General features: G+C 37.3%; 30 protein-coding genes and 1 pseudogene. 29 read left to right on the top strand and 2 right to left on the bottom strand.

What is annotated here, in order from left to right; genetic code table 11:
- The coding region (locus tag I6E49_RS12040; RefSeq protein ID WP_235402554.1) for a hypothetical protein at positions 1-255 on the bottom strand (255 nt) is incomplete at its 3' end.
- Between the two features lie 147 nt (positions 256-402).
- On the opposite strand from I6E49_RS12040, the gene I6E49_RS12035 reads away from it, so the two are divergent.
- The 11 genes from I6E49_RS12035 to I6E49_RS11985 all read left to right on the top strand — a co-directional run bounded on the left by I6E49_RS12035 (position 403) and on the right by I6E49_RS11985 (position 9,908).
- Positions 403-1,269 carry a hypothetical protein gene (locus I6E49_RS12035; protein ID WP_235402552.1) on the top strand — a complete coding sequence of 289 codons (867 nt, stop codon included), beginning with the start codon at positions 403-405 and terminating at the stop codon, positions 1,267-1,269.
- A 221-nt stretch (positions 1,270-1,490) separates the two neighbouring features.
- The gene (locus I6E49_RS12030) at positions 1,491-1,730 is read left to right on the top strand and encodes a hypothetical protein (protein WP_235402550.1); all 240 of its coding nucleotides are present in this window, start codon (positions 1,491-1,493) and stop codon (positions 1,728-1,730) included.
- 2 nt (positions 1,731-1,732) lie between these two features.
- Positions 1,733-2,020, top strand: coding sequence for a type II toxin-antitoxin system YafQ family toxin (locus I6E49_RS12025; RefSeq protein WP_235402525.1), 288 nt, complete (start codon positions 1,733-1,735; stop codon positions 2,018-2,020).
- 94 nt (positions 2,021-2,114) lie between these two features.
- Positions 2,115-2,843 carry an abortive infection system antitoxin AbiGi family protein gene (locus tag I6E49_RS12020; protein ID WP_235402523.1) on the top strand — a complete coding sequence of 243 codons (729 nt, stop codon included), beginning with the start codon at positions 2,115-2,117 and terminating at the stop codon, positions 2,841-2,843.
- Between the two features lie 258 nt (positions 2,844-3,101).
- On the top strand, positions 3,102-4,277 hold the full coding sequence (locus tag I6E49_RS12015; protein ID WP_235402521.1) for an AAA family ATPase: 1,176 nt from the start codon (positions 3,102-3,104) through the stop codon (positions 4,275-4,277).
- A gap of 2 nt (positions 4,278-4,279) precedes the next feature.
- A complete protein-coding gene (locus I6E49_RS12010) occupies positions 4,280-5,038 on the top strand; it encodes a hypothetical protein (protein WP_235402519.1) in 759 nt (252 codons plus the stop codon).
- 455 nt (positions 5,039-5,493) lie between these two features.
- The gene (locus tag I6E49_RS12005) at positions 5,494-5,781 is read left to right on the top strand and encodes a hypothetical protein (protein ID WP_235402548.1); all 288 of its coding nucleotides are present in this window, start codon (positions 5,494-5,496) and stop codon (positions 5,779-5,781) included.
- A gap of 743 nt (positions 5,782-6,524) precedes the next feature.
- Positions 6,525-6,794, top strand: a complete 270-nt coding sequence (locus I6E49_RS12000) for a hypothetical protein (protein ID WP_217746480.1) — start codon at positions 6,525-6,527, stop codon at positions 6,792-6,794.
- 221 nt (positions 6,795-7,015) lie between these two features.
- Positions 7,016-8,083: an N-acetyltransferase gene (locus tag I6E49_RS11995; protein ID WP_235402546.1), complete on the top strand. Its 1,068-nt coding sequence runs from the start codon at positions 7,016-7,018 to the stop codon at positions 8,081-8,083.
- Complete coding sequence (locus I6E49_RS11990) at positions 8,061-8,456, top strand: ASCH domain-containing protein (protein ID WP_235402545.1); 396 nt, start codon at positions 8,061-8,063, stop codon at positions 8,454-8,456. Before I6E49_RS11995 ends, I6E49_RS11990 begins: the two co-directional genes overlap by 23 nt.
- Before the next feature lie 318 nt (positions 8,457-8,774).
- Positions 8,775-9,908: a DUF262 domain-containing protein gene (locus tag I6E49_RS11985; protein ID WP_235402544.1), complete on the top strand. Its 1,134-nt coding sequence runs from the start codon at positions 8,775-8,777 to the stop codon at positions 9,906-9,908.
- 20 nt (positions 9,909-9,928) lie between these two features.
- Here the strand turns inward: I6E49_RS11985 and I6E49_RS11980 are convergent, their stop codons facing one another.
- Complete coding sequence (locus I6E49_RS11980) at positions 9,929-10,207, bottom strand: hypothetical protein (protein ID WP_235402543.1); 279 nt, start codon at positions 10,205-10,207, stop codon at positions 9,929-9,931.
- Positions 10,208-10,366: 159 nt separating this feature from the next.
- Here I6E49_RS11980 and I6E49_RS11975 point away from each other — a divergent pair, with 159 nt between their 5' ends.
- The 18 genes and pseudogenes from I6E49_RS11975 to I6E49_RS11895 all read left to right on the top strand — a co-directional run bounded on the left by I6E49_RS11975 (position 10,367) and on the right by I6E49_RS11895 (position 25,088).
- Entirely contained in the window at positions 10,367-11,053 is a 687-nt protein-coding gene (locus tag I6E49_RS11975; protein ID WP_235402542.1) for an AAA family ATPase, read from the top strand.
- A gap of 46 nt (positions 11,054-11,099) precedes the next feature.
- Positions 11,100-11,855 carry a hypothetical protein gene (locus tag I6E49_RS11970; RefSeq protein ID WP_235402541.1) on the top strand — a complete coding sequence of 252 codons (756 nt, stop codon included), beginning with the start codon at positions 11,100-11,102 and terminating at the stop codon, positions 11,853-11,855.
- A 71-nt stretch (positions 11,856-11,926) separates the two neighbouring features.
- Positions 11,927-12,196 (top strand): annotated as a pseudogene (locus tag I6E49_RS11965) (superoxide dismutase); the annotation flags it as partial.
- Positions 12,197-12,227: 31 nt separating this feature from the next.
- A complete protein-coding gene (locus tag I6E49_RS11960; RefSeq protein ID WP_235402539.1) occupies positions 12,228-12,749 on the top strand; it encodes a hypothetical protein in 522 nt (173 codons plus the stop codon).
- A 250-nt stretch (positions 12,750-12,999) separates the two neighbouring features.
- The gene (locus tag I6E49_RS11955; protein WP_235402537.1) at positions 13,000-13,821 is read left to right on the top strand and encodes a hypothetical protein; all 822 of its coding nucleotides are present in this window, start codon (positions 13,000-13,002) and stop codon (positions 13,819-13,821) included.
- 496 nt (positions 13,822-14,317) lie between these two features.
- Positions 14,318-15,532: a DNA cytosine methyltransferase gene (locus tag I6E49_RS11950; protein WP_235402536.1), complete on the top strand. Its 1,215-nt coding sequence runs from the start codon at positions 14,318-14,320 to the stop codon at positions 15,530-15,532.
- A gap of 2 nt (positions 15,533-15,534) precedes the next feature.
- Complete coding sequence (locus I6E49_RS11945) at positions 15,535-18,084, top strand: ATP-binding protein (RefSeq protein ID WP_235402535.1); 2,550 nt, start codon at positions 15,535-15,537, stop codon at positions 18,082-18,084.
- The gene (locus tag I6E49_RS11940) at positions 18,084-18,779 is read left to right on the top strand and encodes a hypothetical protein (protein WP_235402534.1); all 696 of its coding nucleotides are present in this window, start codon (positions 18,084-18,086) and stop codon (positions 18,777-18,779) included. The genes I6E49_RS11945 and I6E49_RS11940 overlap by 1 nt, the downstream gene beginning before the upstream one ends.
- Positions 18,772-19,488 carry a hypothetical protein gene (locus I6E49_RS11935; RefSeq protein WP_235402533.1) on the top strand — a complete coding sequence of 239 codons (717 nt, stop codon included), beginning with the start codon at positions 18,772-18,774 and terminating at the stop codon, positions 19,486-19,488. The genes I6E49_RS11940 and I6E49_RS11935 overlap by 8 nt, the downstream gene beginning before the upstream one ends.
- Positions 19,489-19,985: 497 nt before the next feature.
- Positions 19,986-20,336 (top strand): DUF4209 domain-containing protein, encoded by a 351-nt coding sequence (locus tag I6E49_RS11930; protein ID WP_235402532.1) that lies wholly within the window; start codon positions 19,986-19,988, stop codon positions 20,334-20,336.
- 318 nt (positions 20,337-20,654) lie between these two features.
- Complete coding sequence (locus I6E49_RS11925; RefSeq protein WP_235402531.1) at positions 20,655-20,837, top strand: hypothetical protein; 183 nt, start codon at positions 20,655-20,657, stop codon at positions 20,835-20,837.
- 18 nt (positions 20,838-20,855) lie between these two features.
- Positions 20,856-21,131, top strand: a complete 276-nt coding sequence (locus I6E49_RS11920; RefSeq protein ID WP_235402529.1) for a GNAT family N-acetyltransferase — start codon at positions 20,856-20,858, stop codon at positions 21,129-21,131.
- 116 nt (positions 21,132-21,247) lie between these two features.
- Entirely contained in the window at positions 21,248-21,382 is a 135-nt protein-coding gene (locus tag I6E49_RS14485; RefSeq protein ID WP_262911553.1) for a hypothetical protein, read from the top strand.
- Between the two features lie 206 nt (positions 21,383-21,588).
- Complete coding sequence (locus tag I6E49_RS11915; RefSeq protein WP_235402527.1) at positions 21,589-21,780, top strand: hypothetical protein; 192 nt, start codon at positions 21,589-21,591, stop codon at positions 21,778-21,780.
- Positions 21,781-21,782: 2 nt separating this feature from the next.
- Positions 21,783-22,070 (top strand): type II toxin-antitoxin system YafQ family toxin, encoded by a 288-nt coding sequence (locus I6E49_RS11910; RefSeq protein WP_235402525.1) that lies wholly within the window; start codon positions 21,783-21,785, stop codon positions 22,068-22,070.
- A 94-nt stretch (positions 22,071-22,164) separates the two neighbouring features.
- Positions 22,165-22,893, top strand: a complete 729-nt coding sequence (locus I6E49_RS11905) for an abortive infection system antitoxin AbiGi family protein (RefSeq protein WP_235402523.1) — start codon at positions 22,165-22,167, stop codon at positions 22,891-22,893.
- Between the two features lie 258 nt (positions 22,894-23,151).
- Positions 23,152-24,327, top strand: a complete 1,176-nt coding sequence (locus I6E49_RS11900; RefSeq protein ID WP_235402521.1) for an AAA family ATPase — start codon at positions 23,152-23,154, stop codon at positions 24,325-24,327.
- Positions 24,328-24,329: 2 nt separating this feature from the next.
- On the top strand, positions 24,330-25,088 hold the full coding sequence (locus I6E49_RS11895) for a hypothetical protein (protein ID WP_235402519.1): 759 nt from the start codon (positions 24,330-24,332) through the stop codon (positions 25,086-25,088).
- Positions 25,089-25,465: the final 377 nt, after the last annotated feature.

The following is a 25,465-nucleotide window of genomic DNA, read 5'->3' as shown; positions in this document are numbered from 1 at the left end:
TCCGTTTTGCCTCAGATGTACCTCCGATACTTCTTCGATCCATCTTCGATTGTTCTTCGATTCCCGAACGAAGCTCGAACGAAGGATGAACGAAGGATGAACGAAGGATGAACGAGAACCGATCGAAGAACGAACGAGAACCGAACGAGAACCGATCGAAGAGCGATCGAGAAGCAATCGAGAACCGATCGAAGAATCAAGCGTATCATAACGCTTCATTACAGACTTGTTAGTTGGATTACGGTTTCTTTTCATTGTCTTGAATTTTAGAAAGTTAATACGAAGGTTTTGAATCAGTACGGCTATTGATGCCTTCTTGATTTCACTGGCAAAGTTAGAGATGGAAAGAATCAGTTCAAAATCCGCTCAAAATAATTCAAATTAATTCAAAACATTTCAAATATGCCTATAGAACCACACATTGAAAACCTGCAATTAAGACACCCTGAAGAGCCTTTAGAAATCATCCGTCTGGCATGTTATCTTGGCGACGATATAGCTAAAACCAAGGCATACGCCTCGATATTGCAAACCTGCAATGATTACAGGGACATTGCCTATAAAGTAGTGAAAGACATGTATGTCAAGTGTCTGGTAGACAAGGTGACAGCCCAGAAGGAGAAGACATTCATCACCTTCCTCCTCGCATTATGTCCCAATGTCAAAGATGGCAACCCTCATTCGGCTCGTTATCATATCAACCTTATGCTCGAAAGTCCAGAAGTGGAAGAAGAGAGAGAAGAATATGCCAGAAAACTAAGAAACGAATGGAATGGAGGAAATGGTGGAGATAAGCAAAGGGTAACTATCGAGATTTCTTCAAGATATCGAGAGGTAACCATGCCCATTATAGAATCGTTGGCCAAAAGTGGGGCGATAACATTGGTAGAGGCCAAGTTGAATACACAACGCAAGCTCAACAAGAGCATCCGTTATGTAGTTAACGGCAGCCGTGAAGAAATCATCAAGTCAGTCATGCTAATAGATCTGCAGGCCAGAAAAGAGTTCATTTTCAATCCCAAACGCCGTAGCATATTGACCGTTCCCAATCGCAACAGGTATTTTGGCATAAAGCCCGGTAAACTGATAACGGATTCCGGCAATATACTTGAAGTTCCCGGCAATCCCAACATCCATAAACTCCGTACACTTGTACAACAACAATACGGATTAACAGGTCGCAATATTGTGGCGCAATCCGCTGAACCGGCAAGACGTATAAGATATGAGAAAGTCTTAGGTTGTGGTATACGAGTGATAGTTGATTAATAGCATCTTATATCATCGGCAAAGCCGACAATTCAACACTTAACATTCAAAATTCAACATTGCCGAAGGCTTCAATTCATGGCAAAATCCTTGGAAATATAGCAGATAAACTATATCTTTGCAAAAGATAGGCTGCATCTCAGCATAATATTCAAGCAAGCTTGATATTCTGCATTCGATTTGCACTATCTTTGCATATAATAAAAGAAAACGCTTAGAATATGACAACATTGACATTAGAAATAGAGAATCCTTCCATTCTAACACACCTGAAAGCTGTGTTAAAGGCTATTCATGGAGTTAAGATACTGAATGTTAACAACGCTGCATCCGATGATGACGTTGATTCAGAACAGCCGAATGCAGTAACCATAGCTGCTATGAAGGAAGCTAAAGAAGGCAACGATGCAGGTACTGTTTGTATGGACAGCTTGGAAAGTTTCATGTCTTCAATGAACTGAGTATGAAGGAAATTCGTAAGACCTCCCAATTCAAGAAAGACTACAAGCGTTTTAGTAAAGACCTAAACAAGGTTAAGTTGCTATTCTCGATTGTGGAAAAACTTGCAAAAGGGGAAGATCTTCCGTCTGAGTTTAAGCCTCATCAATTAAAGGGTGAGTGGAAAGACTATATGGAATGTCACGTTGAGGATGATTACCTTCTTATTTGGTACGACAAAGAAGAAAACATCATAAAACTTGTTCGTCTTGGATCGCATTCTGAATTATTTGGAAAGAGAAAAAAGCGATAATTATATAATCACGTATTCATAATAAATTATCAGTAATCTCACGATTGATATGTCATCAACGATATTATGCCGATTATTTTAAAGACTATATAAAATGGATTTACATCTGTATCATTGTACTAACTCTGTAGGATTGAAAGGCATATTAAGTTCTATGTCTTTCCAACCTTCATATTGTTTGGAAAAAGCTGATTATTTGAATATAAATAAGAACTTTGCTTTTGCTATGGTTTGCTTTGCAGATTTACTAGATGAAGAATTAAATGATCATATGACGTGTTTTAGATCTTCTGCATATTTAAGAATGAAAAAAGATTGGGCTATTAGGAATGGTGTTAATCCTGTATGTTATTATAATAAAAGATCTCCCTTAGCCGCATGTATAAGAACTATAATAAATGATTGTCTTATAAAATATGAAGCAAATAATATTGACGAAGAAAACAAATTAAATACACCTTTCTTTAATGGTCTTAATGTATTTTTAGGATATATGAAACAATATAAAGGGAGATATTGGACCAGTAATGACTGGTCGTCTGAAACAATATTTTTCAAGGAACGTGAATGGAGATATATTCCATTAGTTCAAAATCGTGAGGCTTATTTCTTACCAGAAGAAGAATTTCTAGATGAGACATTGCGCAAAGAACGTCAAAAAGAGCTCATAAGAAATAATTATATTTTACAATTTACGTTGGATGATATAGAGAAAATAGGAATATCTGATGACCGAGATATGCAGTGGTTGAATAATGAAATTAGTTCAGGAAAATTCCCTGACAATATTCAATTTAAAGTAGAGAAAATTAAATTCCATTGATTTAGAGATTACTTGACTTGTTAGAATATAAGGCAAAGCAGAATGGAAGGTAAAGTAAGAGATAATATGTCATCATTTTCGATAAGTGAACTTTCAATGAAAGCAAGTTTTACAATTGTCGAGCGAAGAAGATGTATGAAATGCTTAATAAACAAGTGAAATTGTAAACATCTAAATATATAAGTACTTCAAAAGTATCTATACAAAGGGCTGTTGCCCTAAATTGAGCACAAACTTATAGTATAAATATCAAGAAACATGTTAAGAATAAACTCTATAGATATAAATGGTATAGGTCCAATTTTCAATCTTCATTTGGATTTTAACCAACATTTCAATATTATTTGTGGTTCTAATGGTATTGGTAAGACGACAATTTTGGAATGCCTAGCAGAATCTTTTTGTGGCAACGAATTTTCTTTACGAAAGAACTCACTTTTAAATTCTGGAGATTGGACTATTATAATTAAAGAAGGGGACAATGCTACTCAATATTCGAAAAAAGTTGAAATAGATTCAGTACGCCCTAATGTGAAAAACAACAAAGGTTGTTGGGATTTAAATAATTATGCTCACTACGTTTTATTTTATAAAATAAATCGTTCAATGAACTATATTAATTTAGATTCGATATCTAAAGACCCTAATTATAATGACTATGAGTATTCCAATCAGTTAAAGTCTGGTACAAACTATTCTGATATAAAGAAATGGTTTCTCAATCGTTTCTTGTGGTCCAAGCACGAAAGGGAACTATCAGAAGAACAGTTGTACAATCTAAATGCTGCAAAAGGTGTTTTTTCATATATGGCACAAGGTTTTGACTTTAAAAGAATTGATCATGAGACTAATGATATTATAATTAACACACCCAAAGGCGAAATCGTTTTTGAACAATTATCTGCTGGCTATATCTCTTTTGCTATCGTATTGTTAGGTTTGATAAAAGATATTGAGTATCGTTATAAAAAACCTCATATAAAAGTTTCTGACTTTGACGGGGTTTTGATAATTGACGAAATGGACGTTCACTTGCATCCAGAATTGCAAGCGAGAATTTACGAGGCTTTGAATAGATTATTCCCCAAAGCACAGATATTTACATCTACCCACAGTCCACATGTCATTCAGGTGGCCGAACCAAACGAGGTTATACCATTGGTCGCTGATTCGGAAGGTAATGTAAAAATAAATCCAATAGTAAACACAATGTATGGATGTAAGGGATGGACGATAGAAGAAATATTACAGGATGTAATGGGAATGAAAGATACACGTTCTGCATTATACAAAGAATATTTAGAAAAGTTTAATTCTGCTTTGCAAGATGATAATATGGATACAGCTCGTTCTATATATGAAAAATTAAATCGTATGTTGCATCCTGACAATGTATTACGTAAGGTGTTGGAAATACAGTTGATAGGAGGTTGATAATGATTCATATAGAAAGAACAAGAAAGCCCGAAGAACTCACTGATGATGTCGTTAAACAAAAAACGAAATTATATAAGAACGATCATTCACAAACAGTTTGGAAAGAAAAATATATTCATGATGCTTTGATGTCGATGTCATATAACAAGTGTTGCTATTGTGAATGTTTGCTGAATGAAGAAAGTAAATACATGGAAATAGAGCATTTCCATGATAAAAGTTCTTATCCTGAAGAAGTTGTAAATTGGGAAAATCTTCTGCCAAGTTGTAAAAAATGCAATACAACAAAAGGAACCCATGATACCATAGTAGAACCAATAATAAATCCTTCAATCGATATCCCTCAGGATCATATGGTATTATATAAGTGTGTGAGATTTAGAGGGAAAGATGACTTGGGTAAAATGACAATAACGGCTTTAAATCTCAATGATCAAGAGCGACATTGTATGCCAAGATATAAATTGATGGCAGAAGTTACGCAAAAAATAGAAAACCTTTATGAAACTTCAGAAGAGTTTATAAATGGTCAGAGACAGCAAACACTTCAAGGCTTGGGGAGGCTTCGGAACAATGTGTGTAGCTTATTGTCTTTAGGAAAAAAAGAAAAAGAGTATTCTTCTGTAGTGGCAACAGCCATACTTAATGATTCGTATTATACAAAACTAGAAAGTAATATGAAATCTCTCAAATGCTGGACGCAAGAAATGACAGATTTAGCAAATGAGTTGTCTGAGATTAAATATGACGAACAATAATAATAAAGAGAGTGAGATAAGTGCAAAATAAAACATAAGCACTCAATTACTTCTGTGGATATAAGTATGAAATCGAATACCTTTGCACTGTAAAACATATAACTTTGGCAAGCAGTGAAGATTTTAAAAGGATACTGGATCTTTACAACCAGGAGTCAAAGACAAGTATAATTCGTGGTCATTCGTGTTCCAAGCTCAAGTAAACATGAATTTCCATAAATTACCAATGGTGAATTATGAATTTTGAGTTAGGAGTTGTTCTCGGCTATGCCTGCGATTAAGAATTGTGCAATGTTGAGTTGCCGAAGGCTTCAATTCATGGCAAAATCCTTGGAAATATAGCAGATAAACTATATCTTTGCAAAAGATAGGCTGCACCTCGTCAAAACATTCAAACAAGTTTGATGTTCTGCTCTCGGTTTGCACCATAATTTAAATGTAAGGAGGAAAATAAAATGAACACTATTATTATAGACGACCCAAAGGTATACCAAGGAGGCGAGATGTTTGCCAAACAAAATCATGTTAGCTTGAAGGAACTTGTGAATAATTATGTCGCAAGTTTAGCTGCCAAGGTTCAATCTCGGAATAAAAATGCAGTTGATGTAAGTTTTACACAAACTGAAGCCTTTAAGAAAGCCATGGATTATATGGACTCTTTCGTTGCTGATGATTTTACGACTCCAGTACCTGTCAATGAAGATACAAAAGCAGTAGTTGCACATAACAAATATGGAGTATGAAAATATTTGTTGACACTAATATATCAAGAAACAAAAAAGACTTTGAACTCTCAACTTTGCCTGTTTATACAGCAGAGGAGTATATGGATATTTTAGATAAAGAATAAAGTAAATTCAAAATTAAATTTGGTTCATCCGATATTTGGAGTGATTAATATAGACTTTATCAGTAAACAGCGCGCCCCAGTGGGGCAACTCCTCCATAGCCCAGGGCATCGCCCTGGGTAAAAGGAAAAAACACACAATGCGCCCTGCATGGGCAACTGTAAAAAACACCTAAAGTTTGCCATATAGTTGAGCGAGGCAAAAGTATAACTAACGGATAATTAATGTTCAATTAACGGTCATTAATGTTCAAAGAATAATTCATGGCAAAATTCATGGATAATTTATGACAATTCGTGTTCCAAGAATAAGCACTCAATTGTTTCCGAGGTATTTTGCATGAACCAAGTAACCTTAGCACTGCAAAACATAAAAATACGATTATGGCATTTCGCTTATGTATTCAGCAGACTTATAGAGGGTGAGAAGGACTACGAAAGGCTTCTCACCAGTGCTGTTGCATGGTAAATTCAAATAAACAAAAGTTAAAACAAAAAAAACAATGGCTCTCCAGCCTCTGTTTATAAGGGGTTGGAAGCAATTGAGTGCTTACATGCTAATCTTTCCGTCAAGGATACAAAACATGAAATGTTGAAGGTCTTTGATAGTCCTTTCGACATCAACATAGATTTATACAAATGAATACAAAACAGCAAATAGCACAGCAACGTGCTAATTTGGCGATAGCCGAATTCTTGAAGGAATTGTTTACTCCTCCGTATGTTATTAGTGAGTCAACTTTTGATGAAACGAAGGAATCTGCGGTGGAGTGTGCCAAACAGAATGTCGATGCCGCATCTCTTACTGAAAGAGAGAAAGAGGTAGCGAAGGAGACTGTAGAACTATTTGCTAATGACGTAGCACGTAAGTTTAAGGTTGCTATGAAACAATCTGGTAAGATAGTGTGAATACCCCTTTTGAAATAATGGTACATATGATGCCTATAGATACAATTTTGCCTTGCTTTATACAAAAATAAATGTTAAATTCAATCATTTCTTATTTTTAACATCTTCTGAATCGCCTTTAAATAAAGGCGGTTCAGCTGATGTATGGAAATAATAGATGGTTACAGGAGAAACCGGTAGACGAGATAAAAAAATTAAGAAATAATCTAAGACGAAGACCTATGGACTTACAGGTGAAACGATTTTCAGATATAGATCTCAATGATTCCTTTTTCGATTCATTGAGAGCCAGCTATCCTGAGTTTGATGAATGGTATAATAAGAAGGCTACAACAGGGGCCACAGCTTATTGCTATTATGTAGATAACGAGTTGAAAGACTTTCTTTATTTGAAGATAGAGGAAGAGGAACTTTCAGACTTGACTCCAGTACTTCCAGCCAAGAAACGCCTGAAGGTAGGTACATTCAAGGTGGACAATGAAGACCGACATACCACGCGCGGTGAGCGATTCATGAAGAAAATCATGGATAAGGCGATTGCTGAGGATGTTGATGAAATCTATGTCACCATGTTCCCCAAAGAGGAATTGCGGAAGCTGGTAACGATGTTCGAGAAATTTGGTTTCTCTCATATAGCTGACAAGAAACACAAAGATGGTAGTAGCGAATATGTATTGGTCAAGGACATGAGAACACAAGTCAACGACCTGATGCTTGACTATCCGTTTGTCCGGAAGGCAGATTCCAAAAAGTATGTACTCTCTATTAATCCAGAATATCATACCAAACTATTCCCAGACTCCATATTGAGAACTGAACAGAAGTATGACCTCATACAGGATGTTTCGGAGACCAACAGTATCTACAAGATCTATATATGCTGGATGCGGGGAGTTAAGGAGTTGAAGAAAGGAGATAAACTTGTTATTTATCGCACCAACGATTACAAGGGATCTGCTGCTTACCGTAGTGTCTGTACCTCTGTTTGCACTGTTTGTGAGGTTAAGACCATCACAGATTTTGCAGATGAGGATGCTTTCGTAAAATATACCAATCGCTATTCTGTTTTTGGCGAGGAAGAATTAAGAGGTTGGTACAAGAATAAGGACTATTTTACCGTTATCAAGATGGTGTACAATATAGCATTTACCAAAAAGGTAATCAACAAGGTAATGAAAGAGCGAGTCGGTCTGAACCCCAGATATTGGGGCTTCTTCAGATTAACCGATGTCCAGTTTGACAAATTATTAGAATTAGGAGAAATTAATGAACGTTATATTGTCGATTAAACCAGAGTTTGTAGAGAAGATCTTTTCGGGCGAGAAGCAATATGAATACCGCAAAATTCTCTTCAAGCAAAAGGTGGATACCGTATATATTTACGCCAGCCGTCCCATCAGCAAGATAGTCGGTGAATTTAAGATAGACGAAATCCTTTGGGATACCCCAGATAACATCTGGAAAGAAACCAGACGCCATTCCGGTGTTACCCGGAAGTTCTTTGATAAGTACTACAAGGGAAGGGAGAAGGCAGTAGCATTGAAGATAAAGGAGTGCAAGGAATATAAGGAAGCTATCAATCCCGAGTCTTTGATACCCAATTTCAAGGTTCCTCAGTCGTTCATCTATATAGAAGACAAAATTATTCCCCAGACCGCATAGGCCAAATGTCTGCTAGACATAAGCAATGAAGTTGATACGCAGATTAGTGGATGGATGAACTACTAGATGAAGTTTGGCAGAGCGTATGACTGTCTTGTGGAGTATGCGGCACACAACAGAAATGAGTTTTCACACTGGGTGAAGGGATTTGTACCCTATCCACGTCTAGGTTAATAAAGAATATAAACTAATAAACAAAAGAGTTAAGTACGAAGAGCCGTGTGATGGGAGACTGTCAAGCATGGTTTCGAGAGAAGGGAGGGTGAAATTCCCTCCACTTACTCGACTGGGTGTTGGATTTCATAAGCACAGATGACAATGGACAAAATTGATTATTCGATAGAAGAAAATCAGATAGAAAAAGAGAATGAGGGCAACGTGGCAATCACAATGCCATTTAATCCTAATATGATAAAGATTCGTCGTGATCCGTTTACCATCAGTGAGCTGGTGGATAAGATGGAACACGGGGAGATTCGCTTCGATACCCCCTTCCAACGCAAATCAGACCTGTGGGATGAAGAGAAGCAGAGTCGCCTGATAGAGTCGCTGCTGCTCAAGTTGCCACTGCCCGCTTTCTATTTCGACGAGACAGAGACTGATGAGGATGCTGAGGTGTGGAACGTGATAGACGGATTGCAACGATGCAGCGTGTTCAAGCACTTCATTGTGGAGAAGACGATGCGACTGCACCATCTGGAGTTTCTCACGCAGCAATATGACGGAATGACCTTCGACGAGCTTCCTCGTCTGATGCAGCGCAGAATCACCCAGACCCCTATAACCATGTACGTGATAGAGAAGGGAACGCCCGATGAGGTAAAATTCAATATCTTCAAACGTATCAACACGGGCGGTCTGATACTGACTCCACAGGAAATACGTCATGCGATGAATCAGGGCGTGTCTGCGGAGATGGTGGCCAATTTGGCCGCTAAGCAGTCGTTCAAGAAGGCTACCTGCGGTATCATAAAGACCGACCGCATGGAAGACCGCGATTTTGTGACAAGGTTCGTGGCTTTCTATCTGCAAGACTATAAGACGTATGAGCCCGACATGGACGGATTTATGACCCGTGGCATGGCAAAAATAAAAAAACTGACGGAGGCGGAGCGCGAAGATATGAGTACACAGTTCGACAAGGCGATGAAGGCAGCCTGGAGCATCTTCAACAATGATGCATTCCGTAAACGTCGCAATATATCTGACCGTCGCAAACCCATCAACAAGGCACTATTCGAGACGCTGAGCGTTTGGCTGGCAAAGTGTACGGACAATGAACGTCAGCAGTTAGTGGCTAAAAAGAGCATTGTGCAGAGACTTTTCGTAGAGCTTAACAACGATGACAAGTTCTACTATGCTCTGTCATCCGGTACAGGTCAGAAAGAAAGCGTGAACTATCGACACCGCAAGATAAGGGAGTTGATAGACACTGTTTTGAAAGAAAAATAAATGTAAAAAATATGCTAAGATTACTTCACATAGACAATTACAAGATTCATAAGCATTTGCGTCTTGAATTGGGCAACCTGACGGTGCTGACCGGGCTGAACAGTAGTGGCAAGTCCTCTGTTATCCAGTCGCTGCTTTTGTTGCGCCAAAGTTATCAGCAGAGTGTCTTGAACGAGGGACTCGCCCTGAATGGTGACCTGCTTTCTATCGGTCTCTGTCGTGATGCGCTGTGTCAGATGGCAGACGAGGATTATATGTCTTTTGGCATCGATGGCGGCCACGGGCTTTCTACATGGCAATGGGATGCTTCGGATGCCGTTATGGGTAAAGACTTCTTTTCTCTATTGCAGGGACCTGATCCGAAAATGTTGCAGGAGAGTTCGTTATTTACGAACAATTTTCAGTATATCAGTGCGGCTCGTCAGGAGCCTTCAGAGTCCTACCCCCTAAACACGAATATGGTGGAAAGCCGGAGGCAACTGTCGCAGAAATATGGTAAGTGCGAACTGACGGCCCATTTCCTGTATCATTATGGCGTGGTGAAGAAACTTAGCGTGTTGCCAGGACTGGTGCATCGTGCAGGCGAATCCGCAGAACTGCTCGCTCAGGTATCGTCATGGGAAAGAGTTATCAGCCCCGATGTCGTTGTTACCCCAGAGAAAGGAGACAAGTCTTATTCGTTGAAATATGCCTATGAGATAGGCGGCGATACAACAGCTGCCTACAGCGCGATAAATGTTGGCTTTGGATTGAGTTACGCATTGCCGATAGTCGTGGCACTGCTTGCGTCAGAGAGAGACAGTCTGTTGCTGATAGAGAACCCCGAAGCCCATCTTCACGAAGCAGCGCAGTCGGAACTTGGCATGATGATCGCGCGAGCAGCCGAGGCGGGCATCCAGGTTATTGTAGAGACCCACAGCAATCATGTACTCAATGGCATTCTCATGGCTTCTAAGCGTTTTGAAGAGGAAGGCATAGGAATAGACCGTAACAACGTGAAGCTCTATTATATGAAGAAAGCCGCTGATGGGCTGCAATCAGTGGCGGAAGAGGTGAAGATAGTGGGCGATGGCAAGATAGACCACCAGCCCGAAGGTTTCTTCACTCGTCAGGATGCAGACATGACTTACTTATTGGGATTCTGAAATGATGGATGCATCACTATTTATACTGTTTCCGACGGGAGACGAGGTGATAGGTTTACCCCTTACGGAAGAGGGTCTTCGCGATTTAGTAGCTCCTCTGATGAGCGTGAAGAAATACGCACGTCAGAACCGTATCAATTTGCGCATTTTCTTCGATAAGAATAATGTCAATCGCTTCAAAACAGATGTGGGTGGCGTTGTGGATAAAGCAGCCTATTTGAGCAAAGCATCCGTGATATTGCGCAATTTTGTCAGTTCCAACAGCACCGATGTTCAGAAGAATGCTATCCTTGAAGGCAATTACAACTACATCCGTTGGGATACCATAGAATGCATGGCCCACCAAGATGTAGCGCTTGTGGTAAAGAGCGCATTCGAGTCGCCAGGAGCACCATGTGTGTTATCGTTGTCGCCAGGGATTCCAACCGACTATAAGCAGGTGACAATCATCAAGGACAGAACTTATGATGATGGTCGTCCTGAACTGAAGAATATTCCCCTGTTCTTCTCAGCAGAGGAGTGCATAGAGTGGATGTCGGCGTTACTCGATGGGCACTTCTCGCTGATAGGCAATCAAGACTACCGGCCCACCACGATGAAGTGGGGAAAACAGCGGATATATCAACGTATTGAAGACGGCAACTACTGGTATTTTGATTTTTACCACCGCGAGAATAAGATTCACTATGAGGTGTTTGATGTTGCCGGCAGTCACCTTGGCGAAGCCAATGCAGAAGGTGCGCTCGTGGTTGGAACAGCAGACGCAAAAAAGTCGATCAGTAAGATATTGCATGGGAAGTAACCTGTGTATGTATGGGTGCAGCTGTGGTGAGGACGTAGCCAAGTATCATGGCTTCTCGCAGAAGACTGCCGTTTGAAGTCTTCCAGAAGGAGTTCGTCCAGGAGGGCACGACCCTCTTTGGCTCTGGCTGGGCGTGGCTCTCAGCAGATGGCGATGGCCAACTCGTCATCACCCAAGAAACCAATGCCAACAACCCAATCACCAAAGGCTTGCGCCCGCTGCTGACTTTCGATATATGGGAACATGCCTATTACCTCGGCTACCAGAACCGTCGTTCTGACCATCTTGCCGCAATGTGGCAGATTGTCAACTGGGATGTTGTTGAACAACGGAATAATTAATAAATACACGTAACTGCATGAGAAAATCTCAATGGAAGATATTGATAAAATAGAGAAGATATTTAATGTAGAATATTCTGATACTGTTAAGTATGCAGTACGTTATGGTTACAATTATCGAATAGAGGCAGAGCAGAAGCATAATTCCTATTCCCATGCTTGTTTACCAGATACATCTGCAATTCTTCTATGGCTTGGTCAAAAAGTAATTGACGGAGTTATATGGGATTTATTCAAAGTAGCTGCAAAAAAGCTTTATGAGAAGTTTGACAAGTCCAATAGTTATCTTTCCGAAGAACTCAGTAAGTTCCTGTCAGATGAACAAGACCTCAAAAGATTCTATACTTACGTAAAAGAATTCAATGAGCAGAACATGACAGTAACAGAGGAACAGTTCACATATATTCGAGAAGAAATAATTGCAGATTTTCTTGGAAAGGAATGTGGAAAGATATATGAGCAAGAACATCGCCTACCTACAATCCAAGAATATATGAGGATTAACCGTGAGGCTTTAGTTCATGCAGATAAACTTATGGTGCTTCAGAATTAGGGCGTTAAATTCTGCGAAGGAATTATCTAAAATAGTCTCTATTAATGGGATTAATACTGATTCATTCAGTCCATAGAAGATTCATCAAGTTGTTAAAGAGCCAGGTTGTCAAAGGGACTCCGATACTATTAACATAGTCTGATATGGACGAATACAAGAATTTAGTTCATAGTACTACTCTTAAAATAGATAGACATAGAGGATTATAGGGGGATGGTACTTTTCTCGTACATGAACAGAAGCGTATAATATGATTACCGACGAGCAAAGAGAATCCAATGCCTTGATGTTTCGAGAACTTGGCAGAGATACCTATCAACTTCACCGCCATCTGGTAGAAGCGATGGGTGAGAATGCAAAGGCGTTCCGCTCAAAGAAAGGTATCATCCTGTTTATTCTCCTTGTAAGGGTGTGTGGCAATCTTATGGGAGCCATAGCCATTCTCTTACAAGCTATGAGGACAAAAGGCAATTTGATATTCAAACTGCCTTTGGGGCTTTGTCTCCGAGGTGCAATGATTGATGCTTTGACGGCATTATATTTCGATACACAAAGTGAGGAAAGCGCAGTATCTCATTTGGAGGTTACCAACCTACAGTATGCAAAATCACTATTGGAGCGGTTGGAGGTTTATAAAGATAAAGTACACAGTGTCTCTCCAGACTTTGACGATGACTTAGTCGAACATTTTTATGAACTTGGTTTGGAAGACAACTTCCTTCAGTACTTCGATGTTGAGGTTAAAGGTCAAGACTTTCGTGTCAAGCCTATGAAGGAATCAGAATTCCGCAGAGAAGGGGCACTTTTAGAAGGCAGCTACCCAAACCTGAAGCAGATGCACGACCATCTGATAACGATTCCTGAGTATTCAGAGAAAGCCAAACGGCTATATCATTACTACAAATACTTCTCGCAATATGAACATTTCTCAGAGCTTGGCTTTGGTGATGTTAAAGCATCTTTCAGCGAGGACAACATACACATGCCCAGTGCGATAAAGACATTGAAAGATGCTGTAGATCTGATATTTGAGCATCTTCGAAAAGAAAATCAGGTAAAGCCAAACATTTGAAACCCATGAAGAGTTCATTGGAATGTCTTAAGAAGTTGAAGGAGGATTATGCAGCGAGTGCAGTGTCTGTACTCGTGGGAGCAGGATTCTCGTAAGCCCTCAAATCAGGGCCTAAATTTGAAAGAATTAATTTCGCTGCTGAATTAAAACATTGAATTATGTACAGCAGTGAAGATTTGGAACTTTTCCGATAAGTCATGAGCAAAGCAAGCTTGCTTGAACTTTGCCATGGCGAGAAAAAGTATGAAGCTTTTTCGATAAGTCATGAGCAAAGCAAGCTTGCTTGAACTTTGCCATGGCGAGAAAAAGTATGGAATACTTAATAAACAAGTGAAATTTTTAACATCTCAATATATCGGTACTTGCAAAAGTGCCTATACAAAGGGCTATGCTCTAAATTGAGTACTAACAAAATAGATTGTGAATACTAAGATTATACCTTTTTAACGACAAAACTACAATGATATCAAAAAAAACGATTAACTTATGCATAAATATGGCAAGAAAGAATGGAGCATATACGGTTATAGATCTTTTTGCAGGTTGCGGAGGTCTGTCCCTCGGTCTTTATCAGGCTGGGTGGAACGGAGTGTTTGCAATAGAAAAGAATCCATGTGCATATGCTACACTTTGTCATAATTTAATAGAGAAAAAGCATCATTTTAAATGGCCTAAGTGGCTTCCTCAAAAACCGCTTGATATTCTTGAAGTAAATGAAATATATGCAGAACAACTAAAAGGTCTGCGTGGAACCATTGATTTGGTGGCAGGAGGACCTCCTTGTCAGGGATTTTCCATGGCAGGACGCAGAATAGAAAATGATATCAGAAACCAGCTTGTGTTTGCTTATATTGATTTCATTTCTATGGTAATGCCAAAGATGCTTTTATTTGAGAATGTTAAAGGCTTTACATACGCTTTTGATAAAAGAAAGAATCCAAATGCCTTGCCTTATTCAACTCTTGTTATAAAGAAACTAAAAGAGTTAGGATATGATGTGTGTCCTCTGGTTATTGATTTTTCTGACTATGGAGTTCCGCAGCGTCGTAAGCGATTTATACTTGTAGGAGTATTGAATGGCAAGTCTGGTGAAGCTGAAAATTTCGAAAAGAAATTAAAGGCTAATAGAGAAAGATTTTTTAAAAGATACAAGATTCCTGAACATCCAACAATAGCTGATGCTATTTCAGACCTTCTTCGTAGTAATGGAGAAGTGGAAACTCCTGATCGTAAAGGATTTCATTCAGGTCTTTATGCTAAGACATCAAACGGATATCAGGTTTTAATGCGTCATAATATAGATAATATTATTCCTCAGAGTCATAGTTTTGCTCATCACTGTGAGGAAAAGATAAAATGTTTTGAACGTTTACTTATTGAATATCCAGTACGTAATAAGCGCATTAGTGGAACAGAACGTGAGAAATGGGGTATCCATCAGAGAGGATTAACAATTCTTGATGCTCAATCTATTGCTCCTACTATAACGAATATGCCGGATGACTATCTGCATTATCAAGAGCCTCGTATAATGACAGTTCGTGAATGTGCTAGAATTCAGTCTTTTCCAGATTGGTTTGAGTTTAAAAGTAAATATACTACAGGTGGGCAAATGCGTAAGAAAGAGGTACCAAGGTATAGTCAAGTAGGAAATGCCATTCCTCCACTTTTTGCTCAACAAGCAGGTTTGGTGCTTAAAGAAATGTTGTAACAATGGATGATAAATTACAATTTAAAATAAGTTCAGCCTTAAAAGATCTTGTAGGCAAGGATTTGATTACAAGTGATAACATTGCAATTTTTGAGTTGGTTAAGAACTCATACGATGCTTATGCAGATCATGTTGTAATAACCTTTGCAAATGATAAAATTACCATTGCAGACAATGGTAAGGGTATGTCGTTTGCAGATTTGAAAGACAAGTGGTTGTTTCTTGGATTTTCTGCGAAGAAAGATGGTTCTGAAGATTATGAAGATGATAAACAGAAGTCGTATCGAGATAAAATCAAAAGATATTATGCCGGTGCAAAAGGTATTGGCCGCTTCTCATGTGATCGTTTAGGTAGTTTACTTACTATTACTACCAAAACTGAGACTGCTAATTATGCAGAGCAGATTTCTGTCGACTGGTCTAAATTTGAAGTGGATCAAAAGATTGAATTTGCCAGCATTGATGTTGTACATCGTACTGTAAATAATTCATATGTATTTCCTAACAGGAAGTCTCATGGTACAATCATAGAGATCACTGATTTACATAACGAAGAGACCCCATGGACAAGAAAGCATATTTTGGAATTAAAGCGCTCTTTACAGAAACTAATCAATCCGTTTTCAGAAACAAACGATTTTATGATAGAAATTGTTTGTGATAGAGAAATAGATAGTGACAAACGGTTGATTAGCGAAGGAACGGGCTATGATCGGGATATTGTAAATGGACCACTTAAAAACAGTCTTACTGATATCATTAAGTTGAAAACAACTCAAATTGATGTCTGTATTAAGGATGGTTATATCTATACTACATTGTCTGACCGAGGGGTGGATATATATAGAATCAAGGAAGTTAATGATGAATGTCCTTTAATCAAAGATGGATCAGTTTCTATTTCATTCTTAAATCGGGCTGCGAAATATAATTTTCATAGAATAATGGGGGTTGACTCCAAGAATTATGGTTCGATATTCCTCTTTAGAAATGGATTCAGGATAATGCCATTTGGAGAAACTGGTGATGATAGTTGGGGTATAGATTTTAGAGCTCAGCAGGGTCGTGCTAGATTTATTGGTAGTCGTGATCTATTGGGACGTGTTGATATTTTTGTAGAAGATATAAGCGAACTAAGAGAGGCAACAAGTCGTGATAGTGGGTTGTTGGATACTCCAATGGCTCGTCAGGTTATTTCGCTCTATTGGAAATGCCATAAGAGATTGGAACGTTATGTGGCAGGTATATTATGGGGTGAAAACTTCTTAAAGAACGAGTATTATAAAGATGAAATTGTAGGACGTGAAGCCAGAACCGAATTGCAGAGAATTGATAAAGACTCTGAAGATCCATCATATGTATTAGGGGCAAGTTTAGGAAGCAAGATAGACTTTGTCCGTCTGATAAAAGTTCTTACGTCTGATAGCAACATAAAAGTATTGTACTACAATACAGATCTTGCAAATTTTGTATCATCTGATATTGTGCCAGAGGATATTAAACCACAGTTTATTTCCGATTTGGAGATAATAGCAAAACGTACAGGAAATGTTGAACTCACCAGTAAAATAGAAGAAGCCCAAAAACGTATAGAAGAGTTGGCCCGCCAGAAAGAAAAGGCAGAACAAAAGGCTGCGGAAGCAGAGCGTCTACAACGTGAAGCAGAAGAAAAAGTGCTTAAAGCTGAGATTGAACGTCGTGCAGCAGAAGTAAAAGCTCGTGAAGAAGAAGAACGTAGAAGAAATGCGGAGCAAGCGAAAATACTGGCAGAAAACGAGAAACTAAAAGCTGAAAATGCTCGTCTTTATGCAGAAAAAAAAGCTAAAGAGGAAGAAGGGAAACGTAAGCAGGCTGAGAAAGAAAAACATTTGGAAAGTTTGAAAGTAGAGTTCTACAAGAAAGCTTCTAATCCTGATACTGATGCCCTGATTCATCATGTGAAAAACAACAATGGTAGAATAAAAGATGAAGTAGATGATGTCATAAGGCTATTAAAAAAGGCGGCGTTTCCAGAAAACATTAAATATCCAATGCTTGAGTCGCTTTCTAAAATCAAGAAACTTTCTCAAAAAACATTAGTGGCTACGGATCTCATTCTTAATTGTGATTTGGCAAAAGCGGACAGTCAAAAAATAAACCTACCTTTGTTTATCAAAGGATATTTGGCAGAAGAACTTAAGAGTTTTGTTAAGTGGCATTTTAAGTCAACTGTTGACTTGTTTGCTATCTTTGGCAGTAAACTGGATTTGGCATTGCTCATTGATAACTTTGTCAAAAATTCTGAGGATTGGCATGCAAAAAATATTTGGTTTGAATGTAGTAGACAGGGCAATGATTTGGTTCTTGATATATATGATGACGGAGATGGTTTAACGGAAATTTTTTCTCATAATCCTAATCAAATATTTGATTTTGCGAAGTCGGGAAAAACTGATGGAACTGGTTTCGGAATGTATTTAATAAAAGAAACTTTGAAATCTATGCGTGCTTCAATAATGATTGAAGCACCAATAAACGAAAAAGGTATGCACTTTAAATTAATATTTAAATAATGGAACAAAGACATTTACTTCTTGTTGACGAACAATCTCAAAAAGATCGCCTTGAGCGAATAAAAGAAAGTCTTAAGAATGATGGAATTGATCTAATATATCAAGAGATAGATCCAACTCAATTTACAGAAAGACAAGAAAATGGAGACTCGATATTTAACAAGGACAGATTAAAGGATAACCTTCGAAATGTCCCCTTATTGTCACACTTGGATGTATTTGCTACCGACTATAACCTTATAGAGGAAGATCTGAAAGGTATTGATGTAATAGAGATTCTTTATGATATCCTGCCTCACTATAGGAATCATGTTGTTATTTACTCTGCTCAGATTGATGATGTGATAAACAATATTATGTTGAAAAGAGCTACAGATTTTGATCAACAAGTTTCAAAGCTTAAATTGCTTGCACAAAATGAAATTTGCTACCTAAAAAGCGAGGGTGAGTTTGAAAATAAATTTAAGAATTTAATAAAAAATGACCCTGAAAAATCAATAGACGACCATTTAAGCGAATCGTTGCGATCATTGACTCTTGAAAATTTCAGATGTTCTATTCCAGGATACACAAAATTGAATATAAATGAAATTGGAGAACTTCTTCTCCATAAAGGGCCTGAATCTGCTAAACTAAAACAAAGTATAACGGATCATATCGTAGCTTATATAACAGATATAAAGAATTATGAGTAAAGTCTTTGCTATATATCCTTTGGATAAAAGTAATTCAACATCGTTCCTCAATCGTATTCATACATTTGAGACAAGAATGTTGAAAGATGCATGGCATTGTTATAAAGTTCATTTTTCTGATGATGATCATCAAAAATGTATTGCAGAGTCCTCTGATAGTCATTTTGTACTATTTATGGGACATGGAGGAGAGACTCAGCTACATGGTGCTTGTGGTCGATTCGGAGAGATGTCAATGAATAATATAGCAGCTCAAGAGAATAGTGATTTTTACGATAAAGAAGTTTTCATTGATGCAGGTAATCTATCCTCTTTTAGAGGGAAGATTTTCTTTTGTTTCTCTTGTAATTCAAATAAAAACAGCACTAAAAGCCTTGCAAGATTGTCAAAGTCTTGTGGTATTGAATCTTTTGTAGGTTTTGGAAATATACCAACGGATTATATAGAAGGGGAGACTTTTTCAAAAAGGTGTATAGCTATATACAAAGGAAAAATAATAAAGATAATAAAATATTCCATATATTATGCTGTGGAAAATAGTGAAACAGTTGACCAACTTGTACGAATTATCAATTTATTAACAACAAAAGAGATTCAGAAACTTAGGACTCAAAAGCCTTTCCATGGTATAGATGCAGTGATAGAGCAACTATACAAATTTAAGGATGAAATCAAAGTTTTTGGGAATAGATATTCAAAAATCATATAGATATATGAAACTCTACATTATCGGTAACGGCTTTGATATAATGCACCATATGAAAACCTGATATTCTGACTTCAAAAAATGGCTTATAATGTGGATGGACGTTTTGATATTATTGAGGAGTTTCAGAGCGTGTTTAATAGTAAACAAGATAACGACTACTTGCTTTGGTAAGCACTCAATTGTTTCTGTAGATATAAGTATGAAATCGAATACCTTTGCACTGCAAAACATAAAACAAAGATTATGGCAAACAGTGAAGATTTTAAAAGTATACTGGAACTTTACAACCAGGAGCCAAAGACGAGTGGGGTCTCAATCGTTTTACGCATGATTAAAGATGTTTTTACTACCTCAAATCCGCAACCGCCCTCATAAGATGACACAGAGGTCAAAAAGGTAGCGTCACTGCGGCAAAAGAGGGCGCTACCTTTTTGACCTCTGTGTCATCTTATGAGGGCGGTTGCGGATTTGAGGTTTGTGAAGCTCTCCAGTTCTTTATGGATGGTAAGTATATACTCTTCGCTCATTTAATAGTTCCGCAGTTAGAAAATGCTATATGTACTCTTGTAGAAAAGTCTGGCATGAGCGTTCTCAGACCTCAAAAGTCTGGGAATGGGTTCCAATTAAAGACTCTAGATGATTTGTTGAGAATGCAGCCTGTAAAAGATGCTTTGACGGATGATGGCGCTTATTATTTACGATTGGTATTGACTAACCAAATAGGTTTAAACATTCGTAATCTTATGTGTCATGGCATTGCTGATCCTCAATATTTTGGTTATGGCTGTGCAGGGCGGTTACTTCATGTACTGTTTGTGTTGGGAATGGTTAGAGAAAAGAAAGAATGATGACACACCTTCATATGGATTTAAAGAACTGTTACGGCATTGCTGAGATGAATTCTGACATCAAGTTTGGCAAAGGATAGAACGCTTGCGTGATTTACCCGTAAGCACTCAAATTATGGCTTAAATCAGAAAGAAGTAACTTCGCTGCTGAATTTTAAACATCGAATTATGTACTTTATTCAAAATACTAATGCAATTAACCCTTTGAAAAATAGAGGGTACGCTGTATTGGTGGTTTACAGAGGAAATAAAGAAGGCTAAATATTTGCAAATATCGGGGGGATGATGTAATTTTGCGATGTATAGTAACAAATAACAATGTTTAACTTAAATGAATTTGAAATTATGGCAAAACCGATAAAAGAAACTCCCGTATTGACAGGAAAGGATGCTGAACGCTTTGCACAGGCCGTAGCGAACCCCAAAAAGGTGGAGCGCGAGGATGTGTTGCGTGCTCAAGCGGTGTACAAAAGATTGTATGCTTGTTCTGAACTGAGATAAGGCAAAATATATAAGCGCATGAAAAGTTATCCAGCTGTAAAAATTGGTAGATTAGGAACGCAAAGAATGTGCTCAGGTCAAGGTCTTGCCCGTGACATAATTGATTATATAAAAGTTCTGTTTACAAATGGCAACCGTACAGGATGCCGTTTCTTAACGGTAGATGCTCATCGTGATGCGGTAGGTTTTTACGAGAAATGCGGCTTCAGCTATTTTACAGATTTGGATGTGAACGAGGATACACGATTGATGTACTTTGATCTTAAACCATTTCGTGATGCATGTGGTTTCTAAAAGGTGACGACAGTACTTACGTTGTCCGCAAGGAACGCAAGATTCCTTATATTCTCCAAAAGTATTTTATGGTAGTAACCTATTGCGATGAAGAAAAAGGATAATGGTATATGCTCATGCCAGCTGAACTTCGCAAGTCTCTCTCCGATGACTATAAAGTATACCTCGACATTGCTTTGCAAGGCAAGAAAGGACCTTCTGCAAAAGACCTGAGAATGATGGCGTTTATGAAGAATCTGTATGGGGAATAAACCCCAAACATTTGAAAAATCGTGTCAAAATCCTTGTAAAAATGGAAGATATAGCTTATCTTTGCATAAGATAGGCTGCATCTCAGCATAATATTCAAGCAAGCTTGATATTCTGCATTCGATTTGCACTATCTTTGCATATAATAAAAGCTTAGAATATGACAACATTGACATTGGAAATAGAGAATCCTTCCATTCTAACACACTTGAAAGCTGTGTTAAAGGCTATTCATGGAGTTAAGATACTGAATGTTAACAACGCTGCATCCGATGATGACGTTGATTCAGAACAGCCGAATGCAGTAACCATAGCTGCTATGAAGGAAGCTAAAGAAGGCAACGATGCAGGTACTGTTTGTATGGACAGCTTGGAAAGTTTCATGTCTTCAATGAACTGAGTATGAAGGAAATTCGTAAGACCTCCCAATTCAAGAAAGACTACAAGCGTTTTAGTAAAGACCTAAACAAGGTTAAGTTGCTATTCTCGATTGTGGAAAAACTTGCAAAAGGGGAAGATCTTCCGTCTGAGTTTAAGCCTCATCAATTAAAGGGTGAGTGGAAAGACTATATGGAATGTCACGTTGAGGATGATTACCTTCTTATTTGGTACGACAAAGAAGAAAACATCATAAAACTTGTTCGTCTTGGATCGCATTCTGAATTATTTGGAAAGAGAAAAAAGCGATAATTATATAATCACGTATTCATAATAAATTATCAGTAATCTCACGATTGATATGTCATCAACGATATTATGCCGATTATTTTAAAGACTATATAAAATGGATTTACATCTGTATCATTGTACTAACTCTGTAGGATTGAAAGGCATATTAAGTTCTATGTCTTTCCAACCTTCATATTGTTTGGAAAAAGCTGATTATTTGAATATAAATAAGAACTTTGCTTTTGCTATGGTTTGCTTTGCAGATTTACTAGATGAAGAATTAAATGATCATATGACGTGTTTTAGATCTTCTGCATATTTAAGAATGAAAAAAGATTGGGCTATTAGGAATGGTGTTAATCCTGTATGTTATTATAATAAAAGATCTCCCTTAGCCGCATGTATAAGAACTATAATAAATGATTGTCTTATAAAATATGAAGCAAATAATATTGACGAAGAAAACAAATTAAATACACCTTTCTTTAATGGTCTTAATGTATTTTTAGGATATATGAAACAATATAAAGGGAGATATTGGACCAGTAATGACTGGTCGTCTGAAACAATATTTTTCAAGGAACGTGAATGGAGATATATTCCATTAGTTCAAAATCGTGAGGCTTATTTCTTACCAGAAGAAGAATTTCTAGATGAGACATTGCGCAAAGAACGTCAAAAAGAGCTCATAAGAAATAATTATATTTTACAATTTACGTTGGATGATATAGAGAAAATAGGAATATCTGATGACCGAGATATGCAGTGGTTGAATAATGAAATTAGTTCAGGAAAATTCCCTGACAATATTCAATTTAAAGTAGAGAAAATTAAATTCCATTGATTTAGAGATTACTTGACTTGTTAGAATATAAGGCAAAGCAGAATGGAAGGTAAAGTAAGAGATAATATGTCATCATTTTCGATAAGTGAACTTTCAATGAAAGCAAGTTTTACAATTGTCGAGCGAAGAAGATGTATGAAATGCTTAATAAACAAGTGAAATTGTAAACATCTAAATATATAAGTACTTCAAAAGTATCTATACAAAGGGCTGTTGCCCTAAATTGAGCACAAACTTATAGTATAAATATCAAGAAACATGTTAAGAATAAACTCTATAGATATAAATGGTATAGGTCCAATTTTCAATCTTCATTTGGATTTTAACCAACATTTCAATATTATTTGTGGTTCTAATGGTATTGGTAAGACGACAATTTTGGAATGCCTAGCAGAATCTTTTTGTGGCAACGAATTTTCTTTACGAAAGAACTCACTTTTAAATTCTGGAGATTGGACTATTATAATTAAAGAAGGGGACAATGCTACTCAATATTCGAAAAAAGTTGAAATAGATTCAGTACGCCCTAATGTGAAAAACAACAAAGGTTGTTGGGATTTAAATAATTATGCTCACTACGTTTTATTTTATAAAATAAATCGTTCAATGAACTATATTAATTTAGATTCGATATCTAAAGACCCTAATTATAATGACTATGAGTATTCCAATCAGTTAAAGTCTGGTACAAACTATTCTGATATAAAGAAATGGTTTCTCAATCGTTTCTTGTGGTCCAAGCACGAAAGGGAACTATCAGAAGAACAGTTGTACAATCTAAATGCTGCAAAAGGTGTTTTTTCATATATGGCACAAGGTTTTGACTTTAAAAGAATTGATCATGAGACTAATGATATTATAATTAACACACCCAAAGGCGAAATCGTTTTTGAACAATTATCTGCTGGCTATATCTCTTTTGCTATCGTATTGTTAGGTTTGATAAAAGATATTGAGTATCGTTATAAAAAACCTCATATAAAAGTTTCTGACTTTGACGGGGTTTTGATAATTGACGAAATGGACGTTCACTTGCATCCAGAATTGCAAGCGAGAATTTACGAGGCTTTGAATAGATTATTCCCCAAAGCACAGATATTTACATCTACCCACAGTCCACATGTCATTCAGGTGGCCGAACCAAACGAGGTTATACCATTGGTCGCTGATTCGGAAGGTAATGTAAAAATAAATCCAATAGTAAACACAATGTATGGATGTAAGGGATGGACGATAGAAGAAATATTACAGGATGTAATGGGAATGAAAGATACACGTTCTGCATTATACAAAGAATATTTAGAAAAGTTTAATTCTGCTTTGCAAGATGATAATATGGATACAGCTCGTTCTATATATGAAAAATTAAATCGTATGTTGCATCCTGACAATGTATTACGTAAGGTGTTGGAAATACAGTTGATAGGAGGTTGATAATGATTCATATAGAAAGAACAAGAAAGCCCGAAGAACTCACTGATGATGTCGTTAAACAAAAAACGAAATTATATAAGAACGATCATTCACAAACAGTTTGGAAAGAAAAATATATTCATGATGCTTTGATGTCGATGTCATATAACAAGTGTTGCTATTGTGAATGTTTGCTGAATGAAGAAAGTAAATACATGGAAATAGAGCATTTCCATGATAAAAGTTCTTATCCTGAAGAAGTTGTAAATTGGGAAAATCTTCTGCCAAGTTGTAAAAAATGCAATACAACAAAAGGAACCCATGATACCATAGTAGAACCAATAATAAATCCTTCAATCGATATCCCTCAGGATCATATGGTATTATATAAGTGTGTGAGATTTAGAGGGAAAGATGACTTGGGTAAAATGACAATAACGGCTTTAAATCTCAATGATCAAGAGCGACATTGTATGCCAAGATATAAATTGATGGCAGAAGTTACGCAAAAAATAGAAAACCTTTATGAAACTTCAGAAGAGTTTATAAATGGTCAGAGACAGCAAACACTTCAAGGCTTGGGGAGGCTTCGGAACAATGTGTGTAGCTTATTGTCTTTAGGAAAAAAAGAAAAAGAGTATTCTTCTGTAGTGGCAACAGCCATACTTAATGATTCGTATTATACAAAACTAGAAAGTAATATGAAATCTCTCAAATGCTGGACGCAAGAAATGACAGATTTAGCAAATGAGTTGTCTGAGATTAAATATGACGAACAATAATAATAAAGAGAGTGAGATAAGTGCAAAATAAAACATAAGCACTCAATTACTTCTGTGGATATAAGTATGAAATCGAATACCTTTGCACTGTAAAACATATAACTTTGGCAAGCAGTGAAGATTTTAAAAGGATACTGGATCTTTACAACCAGGAGTCAAAGACAAGTATAATTCGTGGTCATTCGTGTTCCAAGCTCAAGTAAACATGAATTTCCATAAATTACCAATGGTGAATTATGAATTTTGAGTTAGGAGTTGTTCTCGGCTATGCCTGCGATTAAGAATTGTGCAATGTTGAGTTGCCGAAGGCTTCAATTCATGGCAAAATCCTTGGAAATATAGCAGATAAACTATATCTTTGCAAAAGATAGGCTGCA

Source organism: Leyella stercorea, from assembly GCF_021531655.1.
Note: the sequence above shows the minus strand (reverse complement) of the source record. Positions and strands in the feature narration are given on the sequence as shown.